A 13,152-nucleotide genomic window follows, 5' to 3' on the forward strand; every position below is an offset into this window, starting at 1 on the left:
CGCCGGGAGTGTCGTCAGTCGTTGATACGGGCGACGATGTCCTTCTGCGGGTCGCCGGTCAGATCGTTCTGGTTCGACAGCACGGTTCCTTCGACGGCGATCGTCGGGGTTGCGATGCCGCTCTGCCCCGGCTGGACCGGAGTCTTCTGCGTCATCGCCGTCACGAACTTCTCGTAGGTCCCGTCGGTGATGCAGGAAGTCACGGCATCCGATGCACCCGCCGAGGACGCGATCGAGGCCAGCGTCGCGTCGTCGAGCCCCGCGGTGTTCTCCGACGGCTGCTGCGCGTAGAGGGCCTTCACGAACGCCGGAACGTTGGCCGGGTCATCGACCGCCACGCAGTACGCGGCCGATGCGGCCCGGGTCGAGTACTGGGTTCCCTGCGATGCCCGGTCGAGGATCGAGATCGGGTGGATGTTCAGGGTGATCTGGTCATCCGCCACGAGCTGGTCGAGAGTGGGGCCGTAGCTCTGCTCGAACTGGTTGCAGATGGGGCACATGAAGTCGATGTAGGTGTCGACCGTCTTCGGGCCGGTACCTACCGCGATCGCACCGGTCTCGGTGTTGACGGCCGACGACTGGGGCAGCGTTCCCGGCGAGCCCACCTGGCTGTTGGCGAACCACACCACTCCGCCGACGATCAGGACCACCACGACCGCGGCGGCCGTGACTCCGATTGCGAACCAGTTGGTGGACTTCCGCACAGCGGCCATCATCATCAGTCGATCTCCTTCGGCACCACGCCGAACGGCGCGAGTTTCTCGGCTCCGCCATCGTGCGCGGTCAGCACCCAGATGCCTCCATCATGCACGGCGACACTATGTTCCCAGTGGGAGCCGGCCGTGCCGTCGATGGTCGTGACGGTCCACCCGTCGCCTTCGACCTGCGTCGCCTGATCGCCGATGACCACCATCGGCTCGATCGCCACGGCGAGACCGGGGCGCACCTCGGGACCCAGATCGTCGACGGCGTAGTTGAACACGCTCGGCGACTCGTGCATCTTGCGGCCGATACCGTGCCCGACGTAGTCGCGCAGGATGCCGTATCCGCCGGCGGGGGCGTTGTCGTCGATGTACTGCTGGATGGCGGCTCCCACCTCGGCGAGGTGCGAGGCACGGCTGAGTGCCGCGATACCGGCCCAGAGCGACCCCTCGGTGACCTCTGAGAGGCGGCGACGCGGCGCCACCATCTCTTCGGACGCTTCTCCCGGCACGATCACGGTGAAGGCCGAGTCACCGTTCCAACCGCGGAACTCCGCGCCGGCATCGATCGAGAGGATGTCGCCCGCCTGCAGGGGGCGCTCGTTGGGGATCCCGTGCACCACCTGCTCGTTCACCGACGCGCAGATCGTGTGCCGGTAGCCGCGCACCATCTGGAAGTTCGACTTCGCACCGCGGCTGCCGAGCACCCGCGCGGCCTCGGCGTCGAGCTGAAGCGTCGTCACGCCCGGCTCGATCATTCCGCGCACGGCGGCCAGCATGTCTGCCGTGATGAGCCCCGGCTCGATCATCGACCGCAGCTGGGCGGGTTTCTTGTAGATGGAGGAGCGCAACACCACGTCAGGCAGCCGACGTGGCGACGATGCCGCGCGCCTCGAGCGCCGCGAAGATGCGCGCGGTGACCTCGTCGAGGCTGCCGACGCCGTCGATCTCGTCGACGATGCCGCGCGTGCCGTACACGTCGAGGATCGGCGCCGTCTCACGCTCGTAGATGCCGAGGCGGGTCGCGATGGCCTCTTCGGTGTCGTCCGCACGGCCCTGCTCCGTGGCGCGGGCGGTGAGACGCGACAGCGACTCCTCGCGCGGCACGACGAGGGCGATGACGGCGTCGAGCGCCTCGTCGCGACCCTCGAGGAACTCGTCGAGATGCATCACCTGAGCGAGGTTGCGGGGGTATCCGTCGAGGAGGAAGCCTTCGGCGGCGTCCTCCTGCGAGAGGCGGTCGCGCACGACCGCGCTGGTCAGCTCATCAGGAACGAGATCGCCCGCGTCGATGATCGACTTCACCTGGAGGCCGAGCTCGGTGCCGTCTTTCACGTTGGCACGGAAGACGTCGCCCGTGGAGACGACCGGGATGCCGAGGGCCTCCCCGACGCGGACGCCCTGGGTTCCCTTGCCCGAGCCCTGCGGGCCCACGATCAGAAGACGCGCGGTCATCGCAGCAGCCCTTCGTAGTGACGCTGCTGGAGTTGCGCGTCGATCTGCTTCACCGTCTCGAGACCGACACCCACGATGATGAGGATCGACGCTCCGCCGAACGGGAAGTTCTGGTTGGCACCCACGGTCGCCAGCGCGACGAGAGGCAGGAGGGCGATCAGGCCGAGGTAGATCGAGCCGGGCAGCGTGATGCGAGTGAGCACGTAGTCGAGGTACTCGGCCGTCGGGCGACCCGCGCGGATGCCGGGGATGAACCCGCCGTACTTCTTCATGTTGTCGGCGACGTCGACCGGGTTGAAGGTGATCGCGACGTAGAAGTAGGCGAAACCGATGATCAGGAGGAAGTAGATCAGCATGTACAGCGGGTGGTCACCGCGCGTGAGGTACTGCGAGATCCACGTGACCCAAGGGGCGGGCTCCTGGCCGGCCTGCGGCTGGTTGAACTGCGCGATCAGGGCGGGGATGTACAGCAGCGACGAGGCGAAGATGACGGGCACGACACCGGCCATGTTGACCTTGATCGGGATGTAGGTGTTCGTGCCGCCGTACGTACGGCGTCCGACCATTCGCTTGGCGTACTGCACGGGAATGCGACGCTGCGACTGCTCGACGAACACCACCAAGGCGACGATCACGATGCTGACCGCCAGCACGAGGAGGAACACCTCGACGCCACGGGCGTTGAGGATCGAGATCATCGCGCCGGGGAACGTGGCGGCGATGGAGGTGAAGATGAGGATCGACATGCCGTTGCCGACACCGCGCTCGGTGACCAGCTCGGCGAACCACATGACCAGGCCGGTACCGGCGGTCATCGTGATGATCATGAGCAGCTGCGCCCACCAGATGTCGTTGGTGAGCAACTGCTGGCACTCGGGCACTCCGGCCGAACCGAAGAGCTGACCCGACCGCGCCACGGTGACGAGAGTCGTCGACTGCAGGAGCGCGAGAGCGATGGTCAGGTACCGGGTGTACTGGGTGAGCTTGGCCTGACCGGCCTGGCCCTCTTTGTACAGCGTCTCGAAGTGCGGGATGACCACGCGCAGCAGCTGCACGATGATGGTCGCCGTGATGTACGGCATCACTCCCAGCGCGAAGATCGACAGCTGCAGGAGCGCGCCGCCCGAGAACAGGTTGACCAGGGAGAGAAGGCCCTCGGTCCCACCCGACTGATTCAGACACTGCTGAACGTTGGGGAAGTCGACGAAGGGCGTCGGCACGTGGGCACCCAGCCGGTAGATGGCGATGATGCCCAGCGTGAAGGCGATCTTCCGCCTCAGGTCGGGCGTGCGGAAAACCCGCGCGATGGCGCTGAACAAGGGAGAATCCTCCAGAACGATCTCGGCGCGCGACGGGGCGCACACCAAATCAGACTAACCCAGAAGGGGCCGACGGCCGGAAGGCCGCCGGCCCCTTCGGGGTCGGGCGTCAGTTGACGGAGCCGCCTGCGGCGACGATCTTCTGCTCAGCGGAGCCGGAGACCTTGTCGACCGAAACGGTCAGCGCGACCGAGATGTCGCCGGTGCCGAGCACCTTGACCTTCTCGTTCTTGCGGACGGCACCCTTGGCCACGAGGTCTGCGACGGTCACGTCGCCACCCTGCGGGTAGAGCTCGGCGAGCTTCTCCAGGTTCACGACCTGGTACTCGACGCGGAACGGGTTCTTGAAGCCGCGGAGCTTCGGGGTGCGCATGTGCAGCGGCATCTGCCCACCCTCGAAGCCGACCCGGACCTGGTAACGGGCCTTGGTTCCCTTGGTACCGCGACCAGCCGTCTTACCCTTCGAGCCCTCACCGCGACCCACGCGGGTCTTGGCGGTGTGAGCACCCGGGACGGGACGCAGGTGGTGGACCTTCAGCACGCCGGGGCGCGCCGCGGGGGCTTCCTTCTTGGCGGCCGTCTTACGGGCCGTTGCCTTCTTCGGGGCGTCGACCGTGGCGGTCTCGTCCTTCTTGGCAGCCATTAGTCGATCTCCTCAACCTTGACGAGGTGGGCGACGGTCTTGACGTAACCGCGCGTCTGCGCGTCGTCGGGACGGACGACCGAGTCGCCGATCCGCTTCAGACCGAGCGAGCGCAGCGTGTCACGCTGGTTCTGCTTCTCGCTCACCTTGGACTTGATCTGCGTGACCTTCAGACGCTCGGCCATCAGGCACCTACCTTCTGGGCGGCGGCCTCGGCGCGCACGAGGCGGGCCGGGGCGACCTGGTCGAACTCCAGGCCACGGCGGGCGGCCACGGCACGGGGCTCCTCGAGCGACTTCAGAGCCGCGACGGTCGCGTGCACGATGTTGATCGTGTTCGACGAACCGAGCGACTTCGAGAGGACATCGTGGATGCCGGCGCACTCGAGGACGGCACGGACGGGACCACCGGCGATAACACCGGTACCGGCAGCGGCGGGGCGCAGGAGCACCACACCGGCAGCGGCCTCACCCTGGACGGGGTGGGGAATGGTCGAGCCCGAGCGGGGGACGCGGAAGAAGTTGCGCTTGGCCTCTTCGACACCCTTCGAGATGGCGAGGGGGACTTCGCGGGCCTTGCCGTAACCGACACCCACGACGCCGTTGCCATCGCCCACGACGACGAGCGCCGTGAAGCTGAAGCGACGGCCACCCTTGACCACCTTGGACACGCGGTTGATCGTCACGACGCGCTCGAGGAACTGGCTCTCGTTGCGGTCGCGCGAACCACGGTCGCGCTGGTTGGTGTTGCGCTCGCGACCACCGCGACGCGGCTCACGCTCACGCTCGGCGGGGGCCTGAGCCGCAGCCGCACCCTCAGCCGGTGCAGTCTGCTCGGTGGTCACTTCGGTCTCCTTGTTGTCACTCACAGGTTCAGCCCTCCTTCGCGAGCTCCGTCGGCGATCGCGGCGACGCGGCCGGCGTAGCGGTTACCGCCACGGTCGAACACGACGTCGGACACGCCGGCAGCCTTCGCACGCTCGGCGACGAGCTCGCCGACCTTGCGGGCCTTGGCGGTCTTGTCACCGTCGAAACCGCGCAGGTCGGTCTCGAGGGTGGAAGCGGAGGCCACGGTGTGGCCCTTGCTGTCGTCCACGACCTGGACGAACACGTGGCGGGCGGAACGCGTCACCACGAGGCGGGGGCGCAGCTCGGTGCCGACGATCTTCTTGCGAAGACGCAGGTGGCGACGCGAGCGGGCTACGGACTTTGTCTTGACAGCCATGGCTACTTACCACTCTTTCCGGCCTTGCGGCGCACGACCTCGCCCGCGTACCGCACACCCTTGCCCTTGTACGGCTCGGGCTTGCGGATCTTGCGGATGTTGGCGGCGGCCTCGCCGACGGCCTGCTTGTCGATGCCGCTCACGGTGACCTTGTTGTTGCCTTCGACCGTGAGGGTGATGCCGGCGGGCGGCTCGATGAGGACGGGGTGCGAGAAGCCGAGGGCGAACTCGATCGAGCTGCCCTTCTGCGCCACGCGGTAACCCGTACCGACGACCTCGAGGCCCTTGGAGTAGCCCTGGGTGACACCGATGATGTTGTTGTTGATGAGAGTGCGGGTCAGGCCGTGGAGCGACCGCGACTCGCGCTCGTCGTCGGGGCGGGTGACGAGAACCTGGTTCTCCTCGACCGCGACCTCGAGGGGCTGCGCAACGGTGAGCGCGAGCTCGCCCTTGGGGCCCTTGACGTTGACCTCCCGACCGTTCACCGAGACGGTGACTCCGGCGGGGATGTCGATGGGAAGACGTCCAATACGCGACATGTCAGATCACCACACGTAGGCGAGGACTTCCCCGCCGACGCCCTTCTGCTCGGCCTGACGGTCCGTGAGGAGACCGGAGGAGGTGGACAGGATGGCGACGCCGAGGCCACCGAGGACCGTGGGGACCTCGGTCGACTTCGCGTACACGCGAAGGCCGGGCTTCGACACGCGCTTGATGCCGGCGATGGACCGCTCGCGGTTCGGGCCGTACTTCAGCGTCATGTTGAGGGTCTGGCCGACGCGGGCGTCTTCGACGTTCCAGTCGGCGATGTAACCCTCCTGCTTGAGGATGGCTGCGATGTTGGTCTTGAGCTTCGAGCTCGGCATCGACACGGAGTCGTGGTGCGCCGAGTTCGCGTTGCGCAGACGGGTCAGCATGTCTGCGACCGGGTCTGTCATCGTCATGTCTTGCTTCTTTCTTTCATGAGGTTTCGGCTGCCGTTACACGACAGCCGACCTTCGATGACGGGCCCCCGGAAACCCGGGGGCCCGAAGGGTCAGGCCTGCGCGTCGGCCGACTGGAAGGGGAAGCCCAGCTGGCGGAGCAGCGAGCGACCCTCGTCGTCGGTCTTGGCGGTGGTGACGATCGTGATGTCGAAACCACGCACGCGGTCGATGCGGTCCTGATCGATCTCGTGGAACACGGACTGCTCCTGGAGACCGAAGGTGTAGTTGCCGTTGCCGTCGAACTGCTTGGCCGACAGACCGCGGAAGTCGCGGATGCGGGGCAGCGCGAGGTTCACCAGACGGTCGACGAACTCCCACGCGCGGTCGCCACGAAGGGTGACGTGCGCGCCGATGGCCTGGCCCTCGCGCAGCTTGAACTGCGCGATGGACTTGCGGGCCTTGGTGACGACGGGCTTCTGACCGGTGATCTTGGTGAGGTCGTCGACCGCACCATCGATCACCTTGCTGTCACGAGCGGCCTCGCCGACACCGGTGTTCACGACGACCTTGACCAGGCCGGGGATCTGCATGACGTTCTCGTAGCCGAACTCGTCCTGCAGCGCCTTCTTGATCTCGGCGTTGTACTTCTGCTTCAGGCGGGGCTGGATCTTGCCAGCCTCCGCGGCAGTCACGGTGCTCATGTTCAGAGGTCCTTGCCTGACTTCTTCGCGAAGCGCACGCGGACGGTGCGCTTGACGCCGTCCTTCACCTGCTCCTCGACACGGTGACCGACACGGGTCGGCTTCTTGGTCGAGGGGTCGACGAGCGCGACGTTGGAGATGTGGATCGGGGCCTCGAAGGTCTCGATGCCACCGGTCTTCGTGCCGCGCTGGGACTGGCCCACGCGGTTGTGCTTGGTGACGTAGTTCACGCCTTCGACGATGACGCGGTTCTGCTCGGTCAAGACCTCGAGGACCTTGCCCTGCTTGCCGCGGTCGCCGCCACGCTCGGGCTTGGCACCCGAGATGACCTGAACCAGGTCGCCCTTTTTGATTTTCGCCATGATCAGATGACCTCCGGGGCGAGCGAGACGATCTTCATGAACTTCTTGTCACGAAGCTCACGACCGACCGGTCCGAAGATACGGGTGCCGCGGGGCTCCCCGTCGTTCTTCAGGATCACGGCGGCGTTCTCGTCGAACTTGATGTACGAGCCGTCGGGACGGCGGGTCTGCTTGACGACACGGACGACGACGGCCTTGACCACGTCGCCCTTCTTGACGTTTCCACCCGGGATCGCGTCCTTGACCGTGGCGACGATGACGTCGCCCAGGCCGGCGTAACGACGGTTGGAGCCGCCGAGCACGCGGATGGTGAGCAGCTCCTTGGCGCCGGTGTTGTCGGCGACCTTCAGCCGGGATTCGTTCTGAATCACTGTTTACTCCTTGGATTCCAAGTAAGCCGCGAGGCTTACTTGGCCTTCTCGAGGATCTCGACCAGGCGCCAGCGCTTGGTGGCGCTCAGCGGACGGGTCTCGTTGATGACGACGAGGTCGCCGATGCCCGCCGAGTTGGACTCGTCGTGCGCCTTGACCTTCGAGGTGCGACGGATGACCTTGCCGTAGAGCGGGTGCTTCACGCGGTCCTCGACCTCGACGACGATCGTCTTGTCCATCTTGTCGCTGACCACGTATCCACGACGCGCCTTGCGGTAACCGCGGGCGTTCTCGTCACGGACGTCGTTCTCGGCGTGCTCGTGGCCGGCGACCTGCGCCTCGGCCTTCTTCGCGGTAGCCATTACTCCGCCTCTTCCTTCGTGGCGTCGTCAGCGGCATCCGCCTTCTTCGCCTTGCTCTTCTTCGCCTTCGTCGCCTCGACCGGGGCCGGGGTGGCGCGGATGCCGAGCTCGCGCTCACGGATCACGGTGTACAGACGCGCGATGTCGCGCTTGACTGCACGGATGCGACCGTGGCTCTCGAGCTGGCCGGTGGCCGACTGGAAGCGCAGGTTGAACAGCTCTTCCTTGGCCTTGCGCAGCTCCTCGACGAGGCGCTGGTCTTCGAACGTGTCGAGCTCGCTCGGAGCGAGCTGCTTGGTGCCGATCGCCATTACGCGTCGCCCTCCTCGCGCTTGATGATGCGTGCCTTCAGGGGCAGCTTGTGAATGGCACGGGTCAGTGCTTCTCGAGCGAGTTCCTCGTTCACACCCGCGACCTCGAAGAGGACGCGGCCCGGCTTGACGTTCGCGACCCACCACTCGGGGGAACCCTTACCGGAACCCATGCGGGTTTCGGCGGGCTTCTTGGTGAGGGGACGGTCGGGGTAGATGTTGATCCACACCTTTCCACCACGCTTGATGTGACGCGTCATGGCGATACGAGCGGACTCGATCTGACGGTTGGTCACGTAAGCGGGGGTCAGCGCCTGGATGCCGAACTCACCGAACGACACCGTGGTGCCACCGGTGGCCTGGCCCGAGCGACCGGGGTGGTGCTGCTTGCGGTACTTGACCTTGCGGGGGATGAGCATTACGCCGACGCTCCTTCTGCCACGGGGGCCTCGTTGCGCGGGCCACGACGGCGGTCGCCACCGCGGTCGTCACGACCGCGCGACTTCGGTGCGTTGGCCTGCTCGCGGGCGAGCTCCTTGTTGGTGAGGTCGCCCTTGTAGATCCAGACCTTCACGCCGATGCGGCCGAAGGTCGTCTTGGCCTCGTAGAAGCCGTAGTCGATGTTCGCGCGGAGGGTGTGCAGGGGCACACGGCCTTCGCGGTAGAACTCCGAGCGGCTCATCTCGGCGCCGCCGAGACGGCCCGACACCTGGATGCGAACACCCTTGGCGCCGGCGCGCTGCGCGCCCTGCAGACCCTTGCGCATTGCGCGACGGAACGCCACGCGAGCAGACAGCTGCTCGGCGACACCCTGCGCGACCAGCTGAGCGTCAGCCTCGGGGTTCTTGACCTCGAGGATGTTCAGCTGGATCTGCTTGCTGGTGAGCTTCTCGAGGTCGGCGCGGATGCGCTCGGCCTCGGCGCCGCGGCGACCGATCACGATGCCCGGACGGGCGGTGTGGATGTCGACGCGAACGCGGTCACGCGTGCGCTCGATCTCGATGTTGCTGACACCGGCGCGGTCGAGCGAGGTGGTCAGCAGGCGACGGATCTTGATGTCCTCGGCGAGGTAGTCGGCGTAACGCTGACCGGGCTTCGTCGAGTCCGAGAACCACCGCGACACGTGGTCGGTGGTGATGCCGAGGCGGAAGCCGTACGGGTTGACCTTCTGTCCCATTACTTGCTCGCCTTCTTGTTGGCGCGAGCCGGGGCCGCCTCAGCGGTCTCGGGCGTCGCGAGCACGACCGTGATGTGGCTCGTGCGCTTCTTGATCTGGAAGGCGCGACCCTGAGCGCGGGGCTGGAAACGCTTGAGCGTCGTGCCCTCGTCGACGTACGCGTTCTTCACGTACAGGTCGGCGTCATCCAGGTATTCGTTCGTCTTGTCAGCGGTGACGCGAGCGTTCGCGATCGCCGAGGCGACGAGCTTGTAGATCGGCTCGCTCGCGCCCTGCGGCGCGAACTTCAGGATCGCAAGGGCCTCTTCGGCCTGCTTGCCCTTGATGAGCGCGACGACGCGACGAGCCTTCTGAGGGGTCACGCGGATGTGTCGCACACGTGCGATGGACTCCACCATTTCTCTCTCCTCCTCGGTCGCCTTAACGGCGACGGCCCTTCTTGTCGTCCTTCACGTGGCCGCGGAAGGTGCGGGTGGGCGAGAACTCGCCCAGCTTGTGGCCGACCATGGTCTCGGTCACGAACACGGGGATGTGCTTGCGACCGTCGTGCACGGCGATGGTGTGTCCCAGCATGGCGGGGATGATCATCGAACGGCGCGACCAGGTCTTGATGACGTTCTTCGAACCGGCTTCGTTCTGCGAGACGACCTTGCGAAGCAGGTGCTCGTCGACGAAGGGGCCCTTCTTAAGGCTGCGAGGCATCTTCCTCTACTCCTACTTGCGCTTCTTGCCGGCGGTGCGACGGCGGACGATGAGCTTGTCGCTCTCCTTGTTCGCGTGGCGGGTGCGGCCCTCGGCCTTACCCCACGGCGAAACAGGGTGACGACCACCGGAGGTCTTACCCTCACCACCACCGTGCGGGTGGTCGACCGGGTTCATGGCGACACCACGCACGGTCGGGCGGACGCCCTTCCAGCGCATGCGGCCGGCCTTGCCCCAGTTGATGTTCGACTGCTCGGCGTTGCCGACCTCGCCGATCGTGGCGCGGCAGCGCACGTCGACGTTGCGGATCTCGCCGGAGGGCAGACGCAGCTGCGCGTAGGGGCCGTCCTTCGCGACCAGACGCACCGAGGCGCCGGCCGAACGGGCCATCTTCGCGCCGCCACCGGGGCGGAGCTCGATCGCGTGGATCACGGTACCGGTGGGGATGTTGCGCAGGGGCAGGTTGTTGCCCGGCTTGATGTCAGCGCCGGCACCCGACTCGACGACGTCACCCTGCGACAGCTTCGCGGGAGCGAGGATGTAGCGCTTCTCGCCGTCCGCGTAGTGCAGCAGCGCGATGCGCGCGGTGCGGTTGGGGTCGTACTCGATGTGAGCGACCTTGGCGTCGATGCCGTCCTTGTCGTTACGACGGAAGTCGATCAGACGGTACTGACGCTTGTGGCCGCCACCGATGTGACGCGTGGTGATGCGGCCCTGGTTGTTGCGGCCACCGGTCTTCGACAGCGGGCGCAGCAGCGACTTCTCGGGCGTCGATCGGGTGATCTCGGCGAAGTCGGCCACCGACGAGCCGCGGCGACCGGGGGTCGTGGGCTTGTACTTGCGAATAGCCATTGTTGTTGTCCTCTATCCCGACCGTCAGCCGACAGACGTGAAGATGTCGATGGTGCCCGACTTGAGCGACACGATGGCGCGCTTGGTGTCCTTGCGCTTGCCGATGCCGAAGCGGGTGCGACGGGCCTTGCCCACGCGGTTGATCGTGTTGACCGAAGCCACCTTGACGCCGAAGATCTTCTCGATCGCGAGCTTGATCTCGGTCTTCGACGAACGGGGGTCCACCAGGAAGGTGTACTTGCCCTCGTCGATGAGCGAGTAGCTCTTCTCGGAGACGACCGGCTTCAGGATGATGTCGCGCGGGTCCTTGTTGACGGCGGTCATGCCGAGACCTCCTCGGTGGCCGCAGCCTTCGACGCGACGAACGCGTCGTAGGCGGCCTTGGTGAAGACGATGTCGTCGGAGACGAGCACGTCGTAGGTGTTCAGCTGGCCGACGGTCAGCACGTGGACGTACGCGAGGTTGCGCACGCTTTTGATCGTGAACTCGTCGTCGCGGTCGATGACCACGAGGACGTTCTTCACGGCACCGAAGGCCTTCAGCGCGGCGGCAGCAGCCTTGGTCGAAGGCGCACCCTCGATGGCGAAGCTGTCGACGATGTGCAGACGCTGGCCACGAGCACGGTCGCTGAGCGCACCCAGGAGGGCGGCGGCGATCATCTTCTTGGGGGTGCGCTGGCTGTAGTCGCGGGGCTTGGGGCCGTGGACGACGCCACCACCGGTCATGTGCGGCGCGCGGATCGAGCCCTGACGGGCGTTACCGGTGCCCTTCTGCTTGAAGGGCTTGCGGCCGGCACCGGAGACCTCGCCACGACGCTTGGTCGAGTGCGTGCCCTGGCGAGCCGCGGCGCGCTGCGCCACGACGACCTGGTGGATCAGGGGGATGTTCGTCTTGACGTCGAAGAGAGCGGCGGGCAGCTCGACGGAGCCTGCCTTCTTGCCGTCTGCCTTCACGACGTCGAGCGCGAGAGTCGAGTCAGCCATGTTCAGGCACCCTTCACTGCGTTGCGGACGTAGACGATGCGGCCACGAGCACCGGGGACGGCGCCCTTGACGAGCATCAGACCCTTCTCGGCGTCGACGGCGTGCACCGTGAGGTTGAGGACGGTCACGCGCTCGCCACCCATACGGCCGGCCATGCGCATGCCCTTGAAGACGCGGCTCGGGGTCGACGATGCGCCGATCGAGCCGGGCTTGCGGTGGTTGCGGTGCGAACCGTGTGAAGCGGAGACACCCTTGAAGTTGTGACGCTTCATGACACCCGCGGTGCCCTTGCCCTTGCTGGTGCCGACGACGTCGACCAGCTGGCCGGCCTCGAAGAGGCCGTCGACGGTGAGCTCCTGGCCCAGCGCGTAATCGGCGGCATCCGCCGTGCGCACCTCGGTGAGGTGGCGGCGCGGGGTGACGCCCGCGGCGTCGAAGTGAGCCGTGAGGGGCTTGTTCACCTTGCGGGGGTCGATCTGGCCGTAGCCGATCTGAACGGCGTTGTAGCCGTCCTTCTCGAGCGAGCGGAGCTGGGTCACGACGTTCGGGGCGACCTCGATGACGGTGACGGGAACGAGCTTGCCGTTCTCGTCCCACACCTGGGTCATGCCGAGCTTGGTGCCGAGGAGGCCCTTGGAGATCTTGGAGTTGATGTCAGCCATGTCGAACCTCAGAGCTTGATCTCGATGTTGACATCGGCAGGAAGGTCGAGGCGCATCAGCGAGTCGACGGCCTTGGGCGTCGGGTCGATGATGTCGATGAGGCGCTTGTGGGTGCGCATCTCGAAGTGCTCGCGGCTGTCCTTGTACTTGTGGGGCGACCGGATGACGCACACGACGTTCTTCTCGGTCGGCAGGGGAACCGGGCCCACCACGGTGGCACCGGCACGGGTCACGGTGTCGACGATCTTGCGCGCCGACGAGTCGAGCCCGGCGTGATCGTACGACTTCAGGCGAATGCGGATCTTCTGTCCCGCCATTGTCTGCTCTCTCTCTTTCTCGCGTCTTACCCGACCTGGGGCATTGGACGCACGGTGGCGCTCTCGCGCCCTGGCACTTCCCCT

General features: G+C 66.3%; 24 protein-coding genes. All 24 read right to left on the reverse strand.

Annotated features, from left to right (window positions below):
* Positions 1-14: 14 nt before the first annotated feature.
* The gene (locus tag ABXS86_RS07845; RefSeq protein WP_353666149.1) at positions 15-719 is read right to left on the reverse strand and encodes a DsbA family protein; all 705 of its coding nucleotides are present in this window, start codon (positions 717-719) and stop codon (positions 15-17) included.
* The gene (gene map / locus ABXS86_RS07850; RefSeq protein WP_353666150.1) at positions 719-1,558 is read right to left on the reverse strand and encodes a type I methionyl aminopeptidase; all 840 of its coding nucleotides are present in this window, start codon (positions 1,556-1,558) and stop codon (positions 719-721) included. The genes ABXS86_RS07845 and map overlap by 1 nt, the downstream gene beginning before the upstream one ends.
* A gap of 1 nt (position 1,559) precedes the next feature.
* Complete coding sequence (locus ABXS86_RS07855; RefSeq protein ID WP_251506279.1) at positions 1,560-2,156, reverse strand: adenylate kinase; 597 nt, start codon at positions 2,154-2,156, stop codon at positions 1,560-1,562.
* Complete coding sequence (gene secY / locus ABXS86_RS07860; RefSeq protein ID WP_076673717.1) at positions 2,153-3,475, reverse strand: preprotein translocase subunit SecY; 1,323 nt, start codon at positions 3,473-3,475, stop codon at positions 2,153-2,155. Before secY ends, ABXS86_RS07855 begins: the two co-directional genes overlap by 4 nt.
* A 109-nt stretch (positions 3,476-3,584) precedes the next feature.
* Complete coding sequence (gene rplO / locus ABXS86_RS07865; RefSeq protein WP_144829702.1) at positions 3,585-4,118, reverse strand: 50S ribosomal protein L15; 534 nt, start codon at positions 4,116-4,118, stop codon at positions 3,585-3,587.
* Positions 4,118-4,303 carry a 50S ribosomal protein L30 gene (gene rpmD / locus ABXS86_RS07870; RefSeq protein ID WP_013583998.1) on the reverse strand — a complete coding sequence of 62 codons (186 nt, stop codon included), beginning with the start codon at positions 4,301-4,303 and terminating at the stop codon, positions 4,118-4,120. Before rpmD ends, rplO begins: the two co-directional genes overlap by 1 nt.
* Positions 4,303-4,986: a 30S ribosomal protein S5 gene (gene rpsE, locus ABXS86_RS07875; protein WP_144829707.1), complete on the reverse strand. Its 684-nt coding sequence runs from the start codon at positions 4,984-4,986 to the stop codon at positions 4,303-4,305. The genes rpmD and rpsE overlap by 1 nt, the downstream gene beginning before the upstream one ends.
* Positions 4,983-5,342: a 50S ribosomal protein L18 gene (gene rplR, locus ABXS86_RS07880; protein WP_056226271.1), complete on the reverse strand. Its 360-nt coding sequence runs from the start codon at positions 5,340-5,342 to the stop codon at positions 4,983-4,985. The genes rpsE and rplR overlap by 4 nt, the downstream gene beginning before the upstream one ends.
* A gap of 2 nt (positions 5,343-5,344) precedes the next feature.
* Positions 5,345-5,881: a 50S ribosomal protein L6 gene (gene rplF, locus ABXS86_RS07885; protein WP_144829709.1), complete on the reverse strand. Its 537-nt coding sequence runs from the start codon at positions 5,879-5,881 to the stop codon at positions 5,345-5,347.
* A 6-nt stretch (positions 5,882-5,887) separates the two neighbouring features.
* A complete protein-coding gene (gene rpsH, locus ABXS86_RS07890; RefSeq protein WP_094736305.1) occupies positions 5,888-6,286 on the reverse strand; it encodes a 30S ribosomal protein S8 in 399 nt (132 codons plus the stop codon).
* A 92-nt stretch (positions 6,287-6,378) separates the two neighbouring features.
* Positions 6,379-6,969 carry a 50S ribosomal protein L5 gene (gene rplE, locus ABXS86_RS07895; RefSeq protein WP_144829713.1) on the reverse strand — a complete coding sequence of 197 codons (591 nt, stop codon included), beginning with the start codon at positions 6,967-6,969 and terminating at the stop codon, positions 6,379-6,381.
* Between the two features lie 2 nt (positions 6,970-6,971).
* Positions 6,972-7,331 carry a 50S ribosomal protein L24 gene (rplX, locus tag ABXS86_RS07900; RefSeq protein WP_094736303.1) on the reverse strand — a complete coding sequence of 120 codons (360 nt, stop codon included), beginning with the start codon at positions 7,329-7,331 and terminating at the stop codon, positions 6,972-6,974.
* A gap of 2 nt (positions 7,332-7,333) precedes the next feature.
* Positions 7,334-7,702 (reverse strand): 50S ribosomal protein L14, encoded by a 369-nt coding sequence (rplN, locus tag ABXS86_RS07905; protein ID WP_013584005.1) that lies wholly within the window; start codon positions 7,700-7,702, stop codon positions 7,334-7,336.
* Between the two features lie 35 nt (positions 7,703-7,737).
* Complete coding sequence (gene rpsQ / locus ABXS86_RS07910; RefSeq protein WP_144829716.1) at positions 7,738-8,064, reverse strand: 30S ribosomal protein S17; 327 nt, start codon at positions 8,062-8,064, stop codon at positions 7,738-7,740.
* Positions 8,064-8,375 (reverse strand): 50S ribosomal protein L29, encoded by a 312-nt coding sequence (rpmC, locus tag ABXS86_RS07915; protein WP_144829719.1) that lies wholly within the window; start codon positions 8,373-8,375, stop codon positions 8,064-8,066. Before rpmC ends, rpsQ begins: the two co-directional genes overlap by 1 nt.
* Positions 8,375-8,794, reverse strand: coding sequence for a 50S ribosomal protein L16 (gene rplP / locus ABXS86_RS07920; RefSeq protein ID WP_013584008.1), 420 nt, complete (start codon positions 8,792-8,794; stop codon positions 8,375-8,377). The genes rpmC and rplP overlap by 1 nt, the downstream gene beginning before the upstream one ends.
* Complete coding sequence (gene rpsC, locus ABXS86_RS07925; RefSeq protein WP_307209124.1) at positions 8,794-9,552, reverse strand: 30S ribosomal protein S3; 759 nt, start codon at positions 9,550-9,552, stop codon at positions 8,794-8,796. The genes rplP and rpsC overlap by 1 nt, the downstream gene beginning before the upstream one ends.
* Positions 9,552-9,950, reverse strand: coding sequence for a 50S ribosomal protein L22 (rplV, locus tag ABXS86_RS07930; protein ID WP_013584010.1), 399 nt, complete (start codon positions 9,948-9,950; stop codon positions 9,552-9,554). Before rplV ends, rpsC begins: the two co-directional genes overlap by 1 nt.
* Before the next feature lie 22 nt (positions 9,951-9,972).
* The gene (rpsS, locus tag ABXS86_RS07935) at positions 9,973-10,254 is read right to left on the reverse strand and encodes a 30S ribosomal protein S19 (RefSeq protein WP_013584011.1); all 282 of its coding nucleotides are present in this window, start codon (positions 10,252-10,254) and stop codon (positions 9,973-9,975) included.
* A gap of 12 nt (positions 10,255-10,266) precedes the next feature.
* Positions 10,267-11,106, reverse strand: coding sequence for a 50S ribosomal protein L2 (rplB, locus tag ABXS86_RS07940; RefSeq protein ID WP_013584012.1), 840 nt, complete (start codon positions 11,104-11,106; stop codon positions 10,267-10,269).
* Between the two features lie 24 nt (positions 11,107-11,130).
* Positions 11,131-11,430 carry a 50S ribosomal protein L23 gene (gene rplW, locus ABXS86_RS07945; RefSeq protein WP_144829723.1) on the reverse strand — a complete coding sequence of 100 codons (300 nt, stop codon included), beginning with the start codon at positions 11,428-11,430 and terminating at the stop codon, positions 11,131-11,133.
* Complete coding sequence (gene rplD, locus ABXS86_RS07950) at positions 11,427-12,089, reverse strand: 50S ribosomal protein L4 (protein ID WP_307209120.1); 663 nt, start codon at positions 12,087-12,089, stop codon at positions 11,427-11,429. The genes rplW and rplD overlap by 4 nt, the downstream gene beginning before the upstream one ends.
* Positions 12,090-12,091: 2 nt before the next feature.
* The gene (gene rplC / locus ABXS86_RS07955) at positions 12,092-12,751 is read right to left on the reverse strand and encodes a 50S ribosomal protein L3 (RefSeq protein ID WP_055959336.1); all 660 of its coding nucleotides are present in this window, start codon (positions 12,749-12,751) and stop codon (positions 12,092-12,094) included.
* A gap of 8 nt (positions 12,752-12,759) precedes the next feature.
* Complete coding sequence (rpsJ, locus tag ABXS86_RS07960; protein ID WP_013584016.1) at positions 12,760-13,068, reverse strand: 30S ribosomal protein S10; 309 nt, start codon at positions 13,066-13,068, stop codon at positions 12,760-12,762.
* Positions 13,069-13,152 lie beyond the last annotated feature (84 nt).

The sequence above is a fragment of the Microbacterium sp. che218 genome (assembly GCF_040436305.1).
GTDB lineage: Bacteria > Actinomycetota > Actinomycetes > Actinomycetales > Microbacteriaceae > Microbacterium > Microbacterium algihabitans.